Origin of the sequence: Paraburkholderia sp. 35.1 (assembly GCF_050436525.1) — a bacterium.
GTDB lineage: Bacteria > Pseudomonadota > Gammaproteobacteria > Burkholderiales > Burkholderiaceae > Paraburkholderia > Paraburkholderia tuberum.
Window position 1 is genome coordinate 2,128,979 of the sequence record NZ_JBNDMJ010000002.1, and the last position, 14,860, is coordinate 2,143,838.

The 14,860-nt window shown below is 65.9% G+C and carries 13 protein-coding genes; 7 read left to right on the top strand and 6 right to left on the bottom strand.

The features are described from left to right. Positions 1-13: 13 nt before the first annotated feature. The 4 genes from hutC to OKW27_RS15705 all read right to left on the bottom strand — a co-directional run bounded on the left by hutC (position 14) and on the right by OKW27_RS15705 (position 3,220). Entirely contained in the window at positions 14-799 is a 786-nt protein-coding gene (gene hutC / locus OKW27_RS15690; RefSeq protein WP_429334034.1) for a histidine utilization repressor, read from the bottom strand. 111 nt (positions 800-910) lie between these two features. Next, positions 911-1,591, bottom strand: a complete 681-nt coding sequence (locus OKW27_RS15695) for a methyltransferase family protein (RefSeq protein ID WP_429334614.1) — start codon at positions 1,589-1,591, stop codon at positions 911-913. Between the two features lie 23 nt (positions 1,592-1,614). Next, the gene (locus tag OKW27_RS15700) at positions 1,615-2,451 is read right to left on the bottom strand and encodes an arylamine N-acetyltransferase family protein (protein ID WP_429334035.1); all 837 of its coding nucleotides are present in this window, start codon (positions 2,449-2,451) and stop codon (positions 1,615-1,617) included. Positions 2,452-2,542: 91 nt separating this feature from the next. Next, entirely contained in the window at positions 2,543-3,220 is a 678-nt protein-coding gene (locus OKW27_RS15705) for a hypothetical protein (RefSeq protein ID WP_429334036.1), read from the bottom strand. Between the two features lie 330 nt (positions 3,221-3,550). On the opposite strand from OKW27_RS15705, the gene OKW27_RS15710 reads away from it, so the two are divergent. The 6 genes from OKW27_RS15710 to OKW27_RS15735 all read left to right on the top strand — a co-directional run bounded on the left by OKW27_RS15710 (position 3,551) and on the right by OKW27_RS15735 (position 11,515). Continuing rightward, positions 3,551-5,074: a carbohydrate porin gene (locus OKW27_RS15710; protein ID WP_184068383.1), complete on the top strand. Its 1,524-nt coding sequence runs from the start codon at positions 3,551-3,553 to the stop codon at positions 5,072-5,074. Positions 5,075-5,255: 181 nt separating this feature from the next. Then, positions 5,256-6,350 carry a hypothetical protein gene (locus tag OKW27_RS15715; RefSeq protein ID WP_221307775.1) on the top strand — a complete coding sequence of 365 codons (1,095 nt, stop codon included), beginning with the start codon at positions 5,256-5,258 and terminating at the stop codon, positions 6,348-6,350. A gap of 37 nt (positions 6,351-6,387) precedes the next feature. After that, a complete protein-coding gene (efeB, locus tag OKW27_RS15720) occupies positions 6,388-7,701 on the top strand; it encodes an iron uptake transporter deferrochelatase/peroxidase subunit (RefSeq protein ID WP_429334037.1) in 1,314 nt (437 codons plus the stop codon). Positions 7,702-7,772: 71 nt separating this feature from the next. Then, the gene (locus OKW27_RS15725; RefSeq protein ID WP_090810079.1) at positions 7,773-8,804 is read left to right on the top strand and encodes an iron ABC transporter substrate-binding protein; all 1,032 of its coding nucleotides are present in this window, start codon (positions 7,773-7,775) and stop codon (positions 8,802-8,804) included. After that, positions 8,805-10,409 carry an ABC transporter permease gene (locus OKW27_RS15730; RefSeq protein ID WP_090806137.1) on the top strand — a complete coding sequence of 535 codons (1,605 nt, stop codon included), beginning with the start codon at positions 8,805-8,807 and terminating at the stop codon, positions 10,407-10,409. Between the two features lie 50 nt (positions 10,410-10,459). After that, a complete protein-coding gene (locus OKW27_RS15735) occupies positions 10,460-11,515 on the top strand; it encodes an ABC transporter ATP-binding protein (protein ID WP_090806139.1) in 1,056 nt (351 codons plus the stop codon). A gap of 23 nt (positions 11,516-11,538) precedes the next feature. On the opposite strand, the gene OKW27_RS15740 is transcribed toward OKW27_RS15735, so the two are convergent. Beyond that, positions 11,539-12,396: a LysR family transcriptional regulator gene (locus OKW27_RS15740; RefSeq protein WP_090806141.1), complete on the bottom strand. Its 858-nt coding sequence runs from the start codon at positions 12,394-12,396 to the stop codon at positions 11,539-11,541. Between the two features lie 101 nt (positions 12,397-12,497). Here OKW27_RS15740 and OKW27_RS15745 point away from each other — a divergent pair, with 101 nt between their 5' ends. Further along, the gene (locus tag OKW27_RS15745) at positions 12,498-13,430 is read left to right on the top strand and encodes a DMT family transporter (protein WP_187610185.1); all 933 of its coding nucleotides are present in this window, start codon (positions 12,498-12,500) and stop codon (positions 13,428-13,430) included. A gap of 21 nt (positions 13,431-13,451) precedes the next feature. Here OKW27_RS15745 and OKW27_RS15750 read toward each other — a convergent pair whose 3' ends face one another. Further along, positions 13,452-14,750 (bottom strand): MFS transporter, encoded by a 1,299-nt coding sequence (locus OKW27_RS15750; protein WP_184008596.1) that lies wholly within the window; start codon positions 14,748-14,750, stop codon positions 13,452-13,454. Positions 14,751-14,860: the final 110 nt, after the last annotated feature.

Here is a 14,860-nt window from a genome sequence, read left to right on the forward strand (position 1 = left end):
TTCAGAAACCGTACTAGACGGTCCCCGCCAGATGAAAACGCGACGCCGGATGCCATAGCCGCACCGACGTCGCGACGTTCTCGCCGACCCACGTGCGCCGCCACAGCAGCAGACACGGCTCGCCGATATCCATCATCAGATGACGCCGCACATGGGCGTCGGGCTTTTGCGCGTAGATGCGAAACTCGGCGCGTTGCACGGGCGCGAGCCGCACCATGTAGTGATTCGGCGTTTCGACCGAGAAGTCCTGCTGTAGATATTCAGGGAACACCTTCGGATTGACGAAGCGGTCCTCGTACTGGATCGGCTCGCCCTCCTCGCTGTGCACGATGCACGAATGAAACGCGGGACCGTTCGCGAGACCGAGCGCTTCGAGCGCGTCGGCGTCGTCGCTCGGTTCGAGCGTCAGCACGCGCGCCGAATGACGATGACCGCGCGCGGCAATTTCATCGGCGATATTGCGGATCTCCAGCACCGTCGATTCATACCGCTGCGGCGCGACGAAGGTGCCCGAGCCTTGCACGCGCGTGAGCACGCGCTCGGCGGTCAGCTCGCGCAGCGCGCGCGACACCGTCATGCGCGCGACGCCGAACTCCTTGACCAGTTCCGTTTCGGAAGGGATCAGCCCGCCCGGCTTCCATGCGCCTTCGCTGATGCGCTGAAGCACGTAGCGTTTGATCTGCTCGTAGGCGGGCATCGCCTTGACCGGCGTGTCGCGATCGCGATCGCGTTCGGCGGAATGCTGTTTCTGCCCGGCCTGTGCGGCGGGCGCTATACGCGCCTGTGTCGTTGTTTTCACTCCAAACCTCATCGGTGGTTCGCCGGTGGTACATGAGGTACACCGTGGCCGGTTCTCCGACGGCCGGGCCCAATCTTACCCGGTTCGACGCTGGAAGACGGCCGGAACGCGCTACCAGATAAACGGCACGAAACGGTAACGCACACGAGCCATGTATTGGGTGTAGCCGTCGAGCTGCCCGGCGAGCAGCCGCTCCTCGCGCACCGCGCGCCAGCCCATCCCGTACGCCATCACGGGCAGCGCCACGAGCCCCCACCACGAGCCGAGCATCAGCGGCGTGCCGACGAAGAACACCAGCGCGGCCGCGTACATCGGATGACGGACGTACGCGTAGGGCCCGGTGTCGGCGACCTTGTGCCCGCGGCTCGACTGAATCTTGACCACCGGTGCGGCATAGCTATTCGCGCGAAACACGAACCGGCACGTGAAGATGCACAGGAACACGCACAACGCGCCGAGGCCCATGAGCCACGACGGCAGCGGCGCGGACCAGCGAAACCGCATCGCGTCGAAACCCATCAGGATCAGCCAGCCGCACCACGCGGCCCCGATCGCGGCCATGAACACACGATCCCAGCGGCTCTGCTGCGCCTGCACGAACGGCGCGAGCCGCTCCGCGAGCAGCGCGGGATCATGACGCGCGAGCCACAAGCCGAGCCACAGACTCAATACCGCCAGCTCGAACAGATACCACCACGCGGCCGGCCACGCGAGCGTGCCGGCCGCGCCGAACAGCAGCACGCCCATGAAAACCAGCCACGCCAGCGATTGCAGGATCAGACGTGCGACCATCGCGGCTCCCTCGAGCGGTCGGCTCATGCGGCCTCATCGCGCGTGCGCACGCGCTCGAACACGTCGGCGATATCGATGTCCTCCAGATTCAAGCCGAAACGCTCACGCAGACAGTCGGCGAGTTCGGCGGCGCTCGCGAGGCGCCGTTCGTTGACGATCCGCCCTCGTGCGTCGCGCTCGTTGAACTGATCGTTGAATAGCGCCAGGTGCAGTTCGGGCAACACGCGGCACGCCAGCAGGTTATGAACGAACTTCGAATCCGGTGACGTCGACGTGTACCAGTTCGAGGTTTCGTAGTCGATCCACTCGACTGCGCGCAGATCGACGTGATAAACGCGGGTCCAACTCTCGTCCGGCGCCAGCACCTCGAGATAGACGGTGTCGCGCCCCGCGTCGGCGAGACGGAACGTGCCGAGCGGAATCGGCTGCGCGAGGCCGGCGGTCAGCCGCAGCGGCGCGGTCAGCGTCACGGCGCCGAAGCCGACGTCGGCGATCCATGCGTCGCCGGAGATATCGACGCGCAGCACCATATGCGTGCGCGGCGCAATCGTGCCGGGGTCGCGGCCCCACACGACGCGCGCAAGCATCGGCGTGACCCGGAAGCCGAGTTGCATCAGCACGTTCGCGAACAGAATGTTCTGCTCGAAGCAGTAGCCACCGCGCTTTTCGGTCACGAGCTTGCGTTCGACGGCTTCGAGCTCGAGCCTGACGGGCCGGCGCGTCAACGGGTTCAGGTTCTCGAACGGGATCGCGGCGGGATGGAGCCGGTGAATCGCCCGCAGCACGTCGAGCGTGGCGGCGCGCGGGCCCTGATAGCCGATCCGGGCGAAGTAGCTTTCCAGATTGATGGTGTGGGACATCGGCGGAATTCCGGTTGGGTTGCGGGTTCGACGCGGTCATAGCGGCTTTCGGCGCTGACTCGACCGCGCGCGGGACGAAGCGAAAACGCGCCTACAACCCCTTCAACGCCGAGGTCGCGATCGACGGCACCGTGATGCCGTGGCTCGATGCGAACTGCACGGCCGAGCTCAGCGTCGACATCAGCGACTGCAACTGCCCCGGCGCCGATTGCGCGATATACGAAGCGCTTTGCGCGGTCTGCGGATTGAGGCCCGATTGCAGCAGCGACGACGGACTCATCTGACCGAGGCTGCCGAGCCCCGACTGCAAGCTCGAATACTGGCTCACACCCTTGCCGAGCGACGACAGACCCTGCGTGAACGCTTCCTTGTTGACCGGCGTCGCAGACGCGCCGCCACTTGCATGATTCGCGAACGCATCGGTCAGCTTCTGCGACAGCGACTGCTGGGTGCTGCCGACCTGCGTCAACTGACTGACCGACGGCGTGCCGCCGCTGAGCAGCCCCGCCGCCTGCTGCGCCTGGCCGGCGGCACTCGTCATGCCCATCGCCGACGCGAGGCTCGACTGTCCGCTCAGCACCTGCTGGTTCGCGCCCACGTAACTCTGCAGCAACTGCGACACGCCGCCCGACGACGCCCCGGCACCCGCCGCGCTATCGCCGCCCCCGCCGATGCCGAACTGCTTCAGATTCAACTGCGCGCGCGCTGCGCCGCCCAGCAACAGACCACCACTCACCAGCAACGAAACCAGAAGAATGCGCTTGCCCATCTCTACCTCCTTACTTTGACTTTCGGGGTGACTCGTGCGCTTCGACACCTCGCCGTTTCGCACGTTCGTGCCTGACTACATCAATACATTTTCATTACGCGCCAATGAATATCTGTTTACGTCCTCATAAAGTTTAGACGCAGTCCGTAAATCCGGGAATTACATGCCAGTAATATTGTTGCGAATCGTTCTCATTTGTGTTGACTGCCGCAATACGCCTGCGTACGATCACGCCATCAGCCGCTTTGGCAGCCTGGGACAACACGCGATGTCGCGCCAGGCAGTCGCAGATTGATCACATCGATCGAAACAACACTCATAAGGATTTCGATGAAGTTCGCCCAACTCAATGGATCGCGTGCCAATGCGCGTCCGGTTTGCGACGCTTGCGCAGGTCCCGGCGCAACTCATCGTACGCGTTTGCCTTCGATGCGGCGCGTCGCACTGTGCACGGCCTTCGCATGTGCCTCGTTGAGCGGCCACGCGGCGCTGGCCGAAGCCAATCCCGATGCGAACCCGGAAGCGCCCGAGGCCGACCTGAACATTCAGGCGACGCAAACCGACCAGTGGACGGGCCTCTGGAACCGCCAGCAATTGCTCGGCGACATGGGCGGCCTGCGTCCGTGGCTCGGCAAGTACGGCATGACCTTCACGCTGACCGAAACCAGCGAAGTGCTGGCCAATCTGCGCGGCGGTCTCGCGCGCGGCGTCGACTACGACGGCCTGACCACCGCGACCTTGCAGATGGATACGCAAAAGGCGTTCGGCCTGCCGGGCGGCCTCTTCAACGTCAGCGCACTGCAAATTCACGGAGCGAACCTGAGCGCGAACAAGCTCGGCACGTTGAATACCGCGAGCGGCATCGAGGCCGACGACGCGACGCGTCTGTGGGAGCTCTGGTATCAGCAATCGTTCCTGAACAAACGCGTGGACGTGAAGATCGGTCAGCAGAGTCTCGACCAGGAATTCATCACGAGCACGTATGCGGCCCTGTTCCTCAACACGATGTTCGGCTGGCCCGCGCTGCCCTCGTACGACATGCCGTCGGGCGGTCCCGCCTATCCGCTCGCGGGTCTCGGCGTGCGCGTGCGCGGCCAGATCACCCCTTCGTTGACCGCGCTTGCCGGCGTGTATTCGGGCGACCCGCTCGGCAATGACCCGGACAACATGAGCGGCACGAACTTCAACCTGCATAACGGCGCGTTGTGGATCGGCGAGTTGCAGTACTCGATCAACCAGCCGGCCGAAGGCGAAATGGTCGGCATGGGCGGCGGCGGTCTGCCGGGCACCTACAAGCTCGGCGTCTGGTACAACACCAACAAGTTCGCCGATCAGCGCTACGACAACATGGGGCTGTCGCTCGCGAATCCGGCGTCGACCGGCATTCCCGCGAATCACAGCGGCAACTACAGCTTCTATGCGGTCGCCGATCAGATGGTGTGGCGCCCCGACTCCGACGAACCACGCAGTCTCGGCGTGTTCGCGCGCGTGATGGGCGCGCCGGGCGACCGCAACCTCGTGCAAGTCGCGGCCAACCTCGGCGTCGTGCTGAAGGCGCCGTTCAAGGGCCGTGACAACGACAGCGCCGGTCTCGCGCTGACCTACATCAAGGTCGGCAGTCACGTGAACGGACTCGACAAGGACTTCCTGGCATTCAACGGCAGCCCCTACGGCGTGCGCACCAGCGAAACCACGCTCGAGGCGACCTACCAATATCAGGTCAATCCGTGGTGGCAGTTGCAGGCCGACGCGCAATACACGTTCAACGCCGGTGCGGGCCAGAACCCGAACGACCCGACGCAGCCGCTGCGCAACACCTTCGTCGTCGGTATGCGGACCAATATCAACTTCTGACGCCGCCCGCCGCGCGCTTTCATCCTCGCAAGCACATGCCACCCCACGCAACCGGACCAGCACTTCCCATGCTTTCTATCGTCACCGCCACTCCCGCTTTGTGCACCCGCACGGAGGCCCAATCGTGAATCAACTCACGCGCAAGCTTGCGGCGCGCGCCGCGCGAGCCCTGCTCGCCGCGATGGCCGGCGCCGCCGCTCTCACGATGGCCGCCAGCGCGCAGGCTGAGCCGCAAGGCTTCCTTGAAACGATCAAGCATCACACGACGCTGATCAACACCGTGCCGGATAACGGCGACCAGAATCCGTACGCGCTCGTGGTCGCGCCGGTCAGCGCGGGCACCGTGAAGAAAGGCGACGTGCTGGTCGGCAACTTCAACAACTCGACGAACCTGCAGGGCACCGGCAGCACGATCATCAACTATCACCCGGACACCAGACAGATGACGGTGTTCGCGACCGTGCCGCGCGATCTGAAGGAATGCCCGGGCGGCATCGGCCTGTCGACCGCGATGACGATGCTGAAGTCGGGCTGGGTGATCGTCGGCAGCACGCCGAGCAACGACGGCACGACCGGCACCAAGGGCGCTGGCTGCCTGATCGTGATCGACCCGCAAGGCAAGATCGCGTCGACGATCTCGACGCCGAACATCAACGATCCGTGGGGCAACATGGCGGTCGTCGACAACGGCACGAGCGCAACGCTGTTCGTCAGCAACGCGGGCTTCGGCGTCGGCGACGCGCAAGGCAATCCGCCCGTGTTCAAGCAGGCCACCGTGCTGCGCCTCGACCTCGACGTGCCGGCAGGCAAGCCGCCCGTCGTGAAGCAGGAAACCGTGATCGGCAGCGGCTTCGGCGCGCAGGCCGACAAGGGCGTGTTCCTCGTCGGGCCGACCGGCCTCGCGCTGTCGGCCGATCAGAAACTGCTGTACGTGTCCGACGCGATCGGCAACCGCATCACCGAGATCGACGATCCGCTCACGCGCGACAGCAGCGCGGGCGTCGGCCGCCAGTTGACCGCCGACGGCCTGCTGCATCGTCCGCTCGCGATGGTCACCGCGCCCAATGGCCACCTGCTGGTGACCAACGCGTTGAACGGCCAGGTCGTCGAGATCGATCCGGCGACCGGCAAGCAGCTGTACGCACGCTGGATCGATACCGACAAGGCGCAATCGCCCCCCGGCAACGGCGACCTGTTCGGTATCGCGATGACGCCGGAAGGCGACGGCTTCTACTACGTCGAAGACGACGTGAACACACTGGTGCTCGCGAAGTAGGCGGCACCCACGCAGGTTTCAAGAAGGTGAACTAACCATGACAAACGATCACCCCCCACGGCCGTCACGACGCGGCTTCCTGAAGGCGGGGGGCGCGGCGGTCGCCGCCGGCGCGAGTCTCGGCGCGGGCCTCGCGACCTCGCCGCCCGCGCTCGCGAAGGCGCCCGCGCATAGTGCCCAGAACGCCGATCCGCAGTTCGCGGCCGAGCCGTTCTACGGTCCGCATCAAGGCGGCATCGTCACGCCGCAGCAGAGCCACACCTACGTCGCCGCGCTCGATCTGACCACCGACAAGCGCGACGAAGTGATCGCCCTGCTGCGCACGTGGACCGAAGCAGCCGCGCGCCTGACGCAAGGCGGCACGGCCTTCGCGCTGGCCGCCGGCGACGGCGGCGGCGACCAGGCCGCCCCCGATTCCGGCGACGTGCTGGGCCTCGGCCCGAACGGTCTGACCATCACGTTCGGCTTCGGCCCCGGCCTCTTCACGAAGGACGGCAAGGACCGCTACGGGCTCGCGTCGCGCCGCCCCGCCGCGCTCGTCGATTTGCCGCGCTTCAACGGCGATCAGTTGATCAAGGAGAAGACCGGCGGCGACCTGTTCATCCAGGCGTGCGCGAACGACGCGCAGGTTGCGTTTCACGCGGTACGCCAACTGACGCGCCGTGCCTACGGCGTCGCCGCGATGCGCTGGGGCCAGGCCGGTTTTCTGTCCGGTCCGCGCGCTCAGACGCCGCGCAACCTGATGGGCTTCAAGGACGGCACCAACAATCCGTCGACCGCGAAGCCTGAGCTGATGAACCAGTTCGTGTGGGCTCGCGCCACCGACGACGCGCCGTGGATGGAAGGCGGCACCTACACGGTCGTGCGCCGCATCCGCATCACGCTCGAACACTGGGACAACACCGAGCTCGGTTTCCAGGAACAGGTGTTCGGCCGCCATAAGTACAGCGGCGCGCCGATCGGCAGCAAGCATGAATTCGACGCGGTGGATCTGAAGGCCGAGGACAAGGACGGCAACCCGGTGATCCCCGAGAACTCGCACGTGCGTCTGTCGAATCCGGCGAGCAACAACGGCGTGCAGATTCTGCGCCGCTCGTATTCGTACAACGAAGGCACGAACTTCTATATCGAGCGCTGGCCGCCGTGGCGCCAGGAAACCGAGTACGACGCGGGGCTGATTTTCATCGCGCACCAGAGCGACCCGCGCACCGGCTTCATCCCGATCAACGACCGGCTCGCGAAGTTCGACATGATGAACCAGTTCACGACTCACGTCGGCAGCGCGATTTTCGTCGTGCCGCCGGGCGCGAAGCCGGGTTCGTATGTCGGCGCGGGGCTGTTCGAGACGTGATGCAGCAAATGAAGCACGCCGGGCGTGCAGCGCCTGGCTCACTCAACACAATCAAAACGGACTTCTGCAACATGGCTCATTCCTGGTTTGCCACCCGTCTGCGCGCGCTCGGCAGCATGGCCGCGCTGTCGCTCACCGCGCTCGCGACGATGCCGTCGGCGGCTCACTCGGCGTCGATCACGCTGTACAACGCGCAGCACGAGCAGGTCGTCAATCTGCTCGCGAAGGACTTCGAAAAGCAGTCGGGCATCTCGGTGAAAGTGCGCAACGGCGAAGGCCCGGCGCTCGCCGCGCAGATCGTCGCGGAAGGCGCGGCCTCGCCCGCCGACGTGTACTTCACGGAGAACTCGCCGGAGCTGATGCTGCTCGAGGAAAAGGGTCTGCTCGCGAAGGTCGACGAAGCAACGCTTCGCGCGGTGCCGGCACGTTTCAATTCGCCGAGCGGTGTATGGGTCGCCGTGACCGCGCGCGAGAGCGTGCTCGCATACAACACGACGAAGCTGCAGCCATCGCAACTGCCGCAATCGGTGCTCGACCTCGCGAAGCCTGAATGGAAAGGCAAGGTCGGCATCGCGCCGAGCGACGCCGACTTCCTGCCACTCGTGAGCGCGGTGCTGGCCCTGAAGGGTGAAGAGCAGACGCTCGCGTGGCTGAAGGGTCTCAAAGCCAACTCGCAGATCTTCGACGATGACGAAGGCGTGGTCGCCGCGGTCAATCGCGGCGGGGTCGCGGCCGGTCTGATCAACAACTACTACTGGGCGCGTCTGCATGCGGAAATCGGCGATGCGAAAACCCGCAGCGCGATCTATCACTTCGGCCACGGCGACGCCGGCGCGCTCGTCAACGTATCGGGCGCGGGCGTGCTGAAGTCCGCGCACAACGCGGACGGCGCGCAGAAGTTTCTCGCCTATCTGGTCAGCGAACGCGCACAGCAGCTAATGGCCAACAGCCACGTGATGTTCGAATATCCGCTGCACGCGGGTGTCGCGCCGGACCCGATCCTCAAGCCGTTTGCCGAACTGACTCCGCCCACGCTGACGATCCAGCAGCTCGGCGACGATAGCCAGGCCGGCAAGCTGCTACGTCAGGCAGGCCTGCTGTAAATGAGCGAAGCACTGTCAGCCGGTCCGCCGGCTGTCCCCCCAGCCCCGGCGCGCGGCCGGACGCGCGCGCCGCGCAGCCTTTTTGCGGCGGCAGCACTCAGCGCTTCGCTGGTGCTGCTGCCGATTGCGTTTACGTTCTGGCGCGCGGCGAGCTTCGGCATCGGCGACGCGCTCGATCTGATCTGGCGGCCGCTCGTCGGCGAGCTGCTCGTCAATACGGTGTTGATCACCGTCACGACTACCCTCGTTTGCGCGGTGATCGGCACAGCCGCCGCGTGGTTCGTCGAGCGCACGCATCTTCCCGGACGGCGCGCGTGGGCCGTGCTGTGCGCCGCGCCGCTCGCGATGCCTGCCTTCATTTCGAGCTATGCGTGGGTGTCGTTGAGCGAGGACTTGCAGGACTTCAACGGCGCGTTGCTCGTCTTGACCTGCGCGTATTTTCCGCTCGTCTATCTGCCGGTCGCCGCCGCGCTGCGCGGCATGGACCCGGCACTCGAAGAAAGCGCGCGCGCACTCGGCTGCAACCGCTGGACGAGTTTCGCGCGCGTCGTGCTGCCGCAACTGCGGCCGGCGCTGCTCGGCGGCATGCTGCTCGTCGCGCTCGGCGTGCTATCGGAATTCGGCGCGTTCACGCTGCTGCGCTTTCATACGTTCACCACGCAGATCTACGCGGAATATCGCACCAGCTTCGACGGCGGCGGTGCATCGCTGCTCGCGTGTCTGCTTATCGTGATCTGCCTCGTCGTGCTTGCGTTCGAGTTTCGCGTGCGCGGTGCAGCGCGCTATGAGCGCGTCGATCGCGGCACGCGCCGCGCGGTGTTGCGCTACGAGCTCGGCGGGTGGCGCTGGCTCGTCGTCGCGGGCTTTGCGCTGCTGACGCTTGCGACGCTCGGCGTACCGCTCGGCATGATCGGCTTCTGGCTCACGCAGCCGGGCGCGGCCGCCGTGACGCCCGCCGACGTATCGCCCGAACTGCTGTGGAACGCGACGTGTTCGTCGCTGGGTTTCGGCCTCGCGGCCGCCGCGTTGACCACGTTGCTCGTGGTGCCGCTCGCGTTTCTGCTGGTGCGTTATCCGACGCGTTTCGCGACGCTGTTCGAGCGCACCGTGTTTCTCGCGCAGGGCGTGCCGGGGCTCGTGATTGCGCTCGCGATCGTCTCGCTCGCCGTGCATGCGCTGCAGCCGCTCTATCAAAGCGCGACGCTGCTGATCGTCGCCTACGCGATCCTGTTCATGCCGGTCGCGCTCGTCAGCGTGCGCGCGGCATTCATGCAGGCGCAGCCGCGCCTCGAGGAAACCGCGCGCGCACTCGGCCTTGACTGGACGCAGACGCTCGTGCGCGTCGTGCTGCCGCTCGCGGGCCCCGGGCTCGGCGCTGCCGCGGCGATGGTGTTCATCTCGGTCGTCACCGAACTGAACGCGACGCTGCTGCTGTCGCCGCTCGACACGCAAACGCTGGCGACCCAAGTGTGGGCCGACACGTCGACGATGGCGTTCGCCGCCGCCGCGCCGTATGCGGCGCTGCTGACCGGCATCTCGCTGTGCGCGTCGGGGCTGCTGTTCGCGCTGCTCGGCCGCTCGGCGCTGCTCGGTGAGCGCGGCTGACACGCGCCGGCTTTTTCATCGCTGCTTTTGTTCGACTACTTCGGATTTTCATGAGCGAACTTCGTATCCGCGGACTGCAGAAATCGTTCGACGGTCACCCCGTGCTGCACGGCCTCGATCTCTCGGTCGAGCGCGGCACGCTGCTCGCGCTGCTTGGGCCCTCGGGCAGCGGCAAGACCACACTGCTGCGGCTGTTGTGCGGCTTCGAGCGCGCGGACGGCGGCAGCGTCGAGATCGATGGCCGGCGCGTCGTCGGCGACAACCTGCACGTACCGTCGGAGCAACGCCGCATCGGCTACGTGCCGCAGGAAGGCGCGCTGTTTCCGCATCTGTCGGTCGCGGACAACATCGTGTTCGGTCTGCCACGCACGCAGCGCCGCGCGCGCCATCGCGTCGCTGAGTTGCTGGAGTTGGTCGGCCTGCCCGCGTATTTTGGCGAGCGCGCGCCGCAGCAACTGTCGGGCGGTCAACAGCAACGTGTCGCGCTCGCCCGTGCGCTCGCACCCGCGCCGACGCTGATCATGCTCGACGAGCCGTTCTCCTCGCTCGACGCCGCGCTGCGCGTCGAAACGCGCCTGGCGGTCGCAAGTGCGCTGGCCGCGGCCGGCGCGACTGCCGTGCTGGTCACGCACGATCAGTCCGAGGCGTTGTCGCTCGGGCATGAGGTCGCGGTGCTGTGGAATGGGAGGCTGATCCAGACCGCGACGCCCGAAGTGCTATACCGCCGGCCGGTGACGCGCGAGCTTGCGTCGTTCATTGGCGAGGCGGTCTTGTTGCCGGGCATCGCGCAACAGGATCGCGCGAGTTGCGAGCTCGGTGAACTCGCACTGGTCGCGCCCGTCGGCCACGGTGCGGTCGACGTGATGGTGCGTCCCGAGCAGATCCGCCTGCTGCGCGCCGATGAAACCGCGCGCACAGGCGCCGAGCACGACGCGCTCGTCACTGACGTGATCTTCCAGGGGCAGGACGCAAGCGTCGCGCTGCAATTGCAGTCCGCGACGCGGGCGATGGTGCGCGCGCGCGTGCCCGGTTATCTGTGCCCGCGTCCGGGTGAGCGCGTGCGGCTCGCGGTCGAGGGTGAAGTGACCGCCTATTCGCGTGCCTGAACGGCTAAGGCTGGCACGCTCGGCTACCGCAGCGACAGATCCTGCACCATCTGCTGCGCCAGATAATCGCAGGTCGGCCGATCCGATTTCGCGCTGCGCGCGACCACGATTTCGAGCGGCGCGATTCTCGGCAGGCCTTGCGCGTCGCCGAGTATCGCTAGCCGCGGCGGCACGCTGCACCGCGTCAGCGCAATCACCGACAAACCGGCATCCACGGTCGCGACGAGCCCCATCAGGCTCGCGCTGCTGAACGCCGCGCGATAACGGATGCGCGCGCCATCCAGCGCAGCCAGCGTGTGCTGGCGCGCGACGCAGCCCGGCTCGTACAACCCCACCGGCAACGGCGAGGCCTTCAGCACCGGCGTATCGACCGACGCCCCCACCCACACCATCGGTTCGCTGCGCACGAACTCGCCGCGCATCCTGCGGTCGCGCGTGACGAATGCGAGGTCGATCTTGTTGTCCGCGAGCATCGGCGCGAGTGCCGTGCTCTGCGCGCAGACGATCTCGATCTCGACGCGCGGATACAGCGTCGCGAAACGCCGCAACACCGGCGATAGCAGCGACGACACATAGTCGTCCGGCGCGCCGAGCACCACCCGCCCGGTCACCTCGGGCCGCACGATCGCCGACCACGCCTCCTCCTGCAACGCAAGCGCGCGCCGCGCGTATTCGAGCAGCGTACTGCCGGGCCGCGTCAGCGACAGGTTGCGCGTGTTGCGTGCGAACAGCGTCGTGCCGAGCATCGTTTCGAGCCGCTTGATCTGCATGCTGACCGCCGCCTGCGAGCGATGCACGCTCGCCGCCGCCTTCGTGAAGCTGCCCGCCTCCACGACCGCGACAAAGCTGCGCAACAGATCGACGTCGAATTCAGGGTTCACGATTTATCAACCGGGCTTATGGAATTGCTCAATTTAATTCGTTTGTGAACGGGCCGCAAGCGGCGCAATACTCGCGGGCATCATGTTTCGGAGTCTTGCGCATGTCCCTCACCTCACGTCAACAAGGCGCGATCACGCTGGCGAGCGGCGGCCTGCTGATGGGCACGATCGGCGTTTTCGTCGAGGAGGCGCGGCTCGATGCGCTGACGCTCGTGTTCTTCCGCTGCCTGTTCGGCTTTCTCTCGCTCGCCGCCTATTGCGCATGGAAGGGCTTTTTCACGCGCGCGCAGTTCACGCGCCGCACGGTCGCGCTCGCGCTGATTTCCGGTGTGCTGATGGTCACGCAATGGGTCGGCTTTTTCGATGCGATTCATCGCACCAGCATCGCGGTCGCGACCGTCGTGTTTCATGTGCAGCCGTTCTGGGTCGTGCTGATCGGCGCGGCGCTCTTTAACGAGCGGCTCGGCGCGGACCGGCTCGGCTGGATCGCGACGGCGTTCGTCGGGCTCGTGCTCGCATCGGGCGTGATCGCGGCCGGAAACCTGCAAGGCCACAGCAGCTATCTGATCGGTTTGAGCGAAGCGCTGCTCGGCTCGCTGCTGTATGCGAGCGTCACGCTGATCGCGAAGAGCCTCGGCGAAATGCGCCCGCATCTGCTGACGCTCACGCAATGCGCGGTCGGCGTGATCTGTCTGCCGCTGATCGCGCCGCTCATCGCGCCTTTGACGCTCACGCATATCGGTCCGATGCAGTGGTTCTGGCTGATCGGCATGGGCGTGCTGCACACGGGATTGTCGTATGTGCTGATTTACGGCGCGCTGCCCAAGCTCAGCACGCCAGTGATCGCGGTGCTGTTGTTCGTTTATCCGCTGACCGCGATCGTCGTGGATGCGCTCGTGTATGGCCGTGCGCTATCGCTGTCTCAACTGGCGGGCATGGCGCTGATCGTCGCCGCGAGTCTCGGCGTCAATCTGGGCTGGCCGTTGCTGACGCTGCTGCATCCGGGTGGGCGGGCACGCAGTCACGCGAAGTAAAGCGCGCCGCCCGCCCGGTTCTTACTGCGGCAGCGTCTCGCCCTTCGTCTCCGGCGCGAACGGAATCACGAACAGGCCGAGCACGAACACGAGCGCGGTCAACGCGATCGGCACGCCGAGCGTCTGCATATGCAGCACCGCCGCGCCGAGCAGAAAGTTGACGCCGGCGCCGACGAAGCGTCCAAACGACGTGCAGAACGCAAACGCCGTCGCGCGTACGCGGGTTTCGAACTGCTCGGGCAGCCACAGGCTGAACAACGCGAAGTTGCCGCCGAAAAAGCCCAGCACGAACAGCCACGCGATGAACGGCGCGAGCCCGTTCGGCAGATAGAACGCCCAACCGAAGCTCGCCGCGATCGACACCGCCATCCCCGCGAAGTACACCGCGAGCGTCATCTTGCGGCCGATGCGCTCGGCCAGTGGCGGCAGCGCGAGACAACCGAGGATCGTGCCGATCGACAGCAAGCCGGTCGCGAGCGACGCGGTGCGAATCGAATCGCCCTTGGACATGCCGGCGCGCGCCGCCAGTTGGATCACTGCGGACGGCTCGTAGACGGCGCCCGCCCACAGCCCGATGATCGCGATCGTCAGCAGAATGCACGCGACCCATGTGCGACGCCGGTAAGCCGGCCCCATGATCTCGCGCAACGGCTTCACGCGCACCGTCTTTGCGTCGGCTTTCTGCCACTTCTCCGGCTCCTTCACGCGCAGCAGAATCAGAATCGCGACGACGACCGGTACCGCGCCGGTCAGGAACATCGCGCGCCAGCCGAAATGCACGCCGACCGTGTAATTGAGCGCAGCCGCGAGGAAGAAGCCCGCGTAGTAGCCGGTCTGCAGATAACCGGCGCCCATTTTGCGACGATCCTCCGGCCAGGCCTCGGCAACGTAGGTGCCCGCGAGCGCCCATTCCCCGCCGATCCCGACGCCCGCGATGAAGCGATAAATACCGAGCTGCCACACATTGGTCGAGGTCGCGGCGAGCCCGGTGAAAATCGCGAACGTGAAGATGGTGGCGGCGAGCACCTTGGTGCGGCCGAAGCGATCGGCGAGCGGTCCCCAGATGAACGACAGTCCCCAACCGACCAGAAACAACGCGAACAGGATCGATCCCGCGAGGCCGACATTCGACGGCGTCGCCGCGAAGCCCGAACGCGGCAACAGCTCGGTCAGCGCGGGCGTGAGCACCAGCGCGTAAATGAACGAGTCCATGCCGTCGAGCGTCCAGCCGGCCCACGCTCCCCAGAACCCTGCGATCTGCGAACGATTGAGCGGTGTGCGCTGACGCGCGACCGCTCGTCGGTCGGTCACTGTATTCATCATGCTCCTCCGGCCTACGATAGTTGAACGTAACGAAGAAAGGGACGGGCGCGCTTGGAGATGGCTCGACGACGTTGATTGATCGGCGATGTCCTCGTACAACTCATTCA

What these genes read in the sequence shown, in the direction of transcription:
- OKW27_RS15705 (WP_429334036.1), bottom strand. Translation starts at nt 3,220, where the DNA reads ATGGGCAAGCGCATTCTTCTGGTTTCGTTGCTGGTGAGTGGTGGTCTG.
- OKW27_RS15710 (WP_184068383.1), top strand. Translation starts at nt 3,551, where the DNA reads ATGAAGTTCGCCCAACTCAATGGATCGCGTGCCAATGCGCGTCCGGTT.
- OKW27_RS15700 (WP_429334035.1), bottom strand. Translation starts at nt 2,451, where the DNA reads ATGTCCCACACCATCAATCTGGAAAGCTACTTCGCCCGGATCGGCTAT.
- OKW27_RS15715 (WP_221307775.1), top strand. Translation starts at nt 5,256, where the DNA reads ATGGCCGGCGCCGCCGCTCTCACGATGGCCGCCAGCGCGCAGGCTGAG.
- efeB (WP_429334037.1), top strand. Translation starts at nt 6,388, where the DNA reads ATGACAAACGATCACCCCCCACGGCCGTCACGACGCGGCTTCCTGAAG.
- OKW27_RS15730 (WP_090806137.1), top strand. Translation starts at nt 8,805, where the DNA reads ATGAGCGAAGCACTGTCAGCCGGTCCGCCGGCTGTCCCCCCAGCCCCG.
- OKW27_RS15735 (WP_090806139.1), top strand. Translation starts at nt 10,460, where the DNA reads ATGAGCGAACTTCGTATCCGCGGACTGCAGAAATCGTTCGACGGTCAC.
- OKW27_RS15745 (WP_187610185.1), top strand. Translation starts at nt 12,498, where the DNA reads ATGTCCCTCACCTCACGTCAACAAGGCGCGATCACGCTGGCGAGCGGC.
- OKW27_RS15725 (WP_090810079.1), top strand. Translation starts at nt 7,773, where the DNA reads ATGGCTCATTCCTGGTTTGCCACCCGTCTGCGCGCGCTCGGCAGCATG.
- OKW27_RS15695 (WP_429334614.1), bottom strand. Translation starts at nt 1,591, where the DNA reads ATGGTCGCACGTCTGATCCTGCAATCGCTGGCGTGGCTGGTTTTCATG.
- OKW27_RS15750 (WP_184008596.1), bottom strand. Translation starts at nt 14,750, where the DNA reads ATGAATACAGTGACCGACCGACGAGCGGTCGCGCGTCAGCGCACACCG.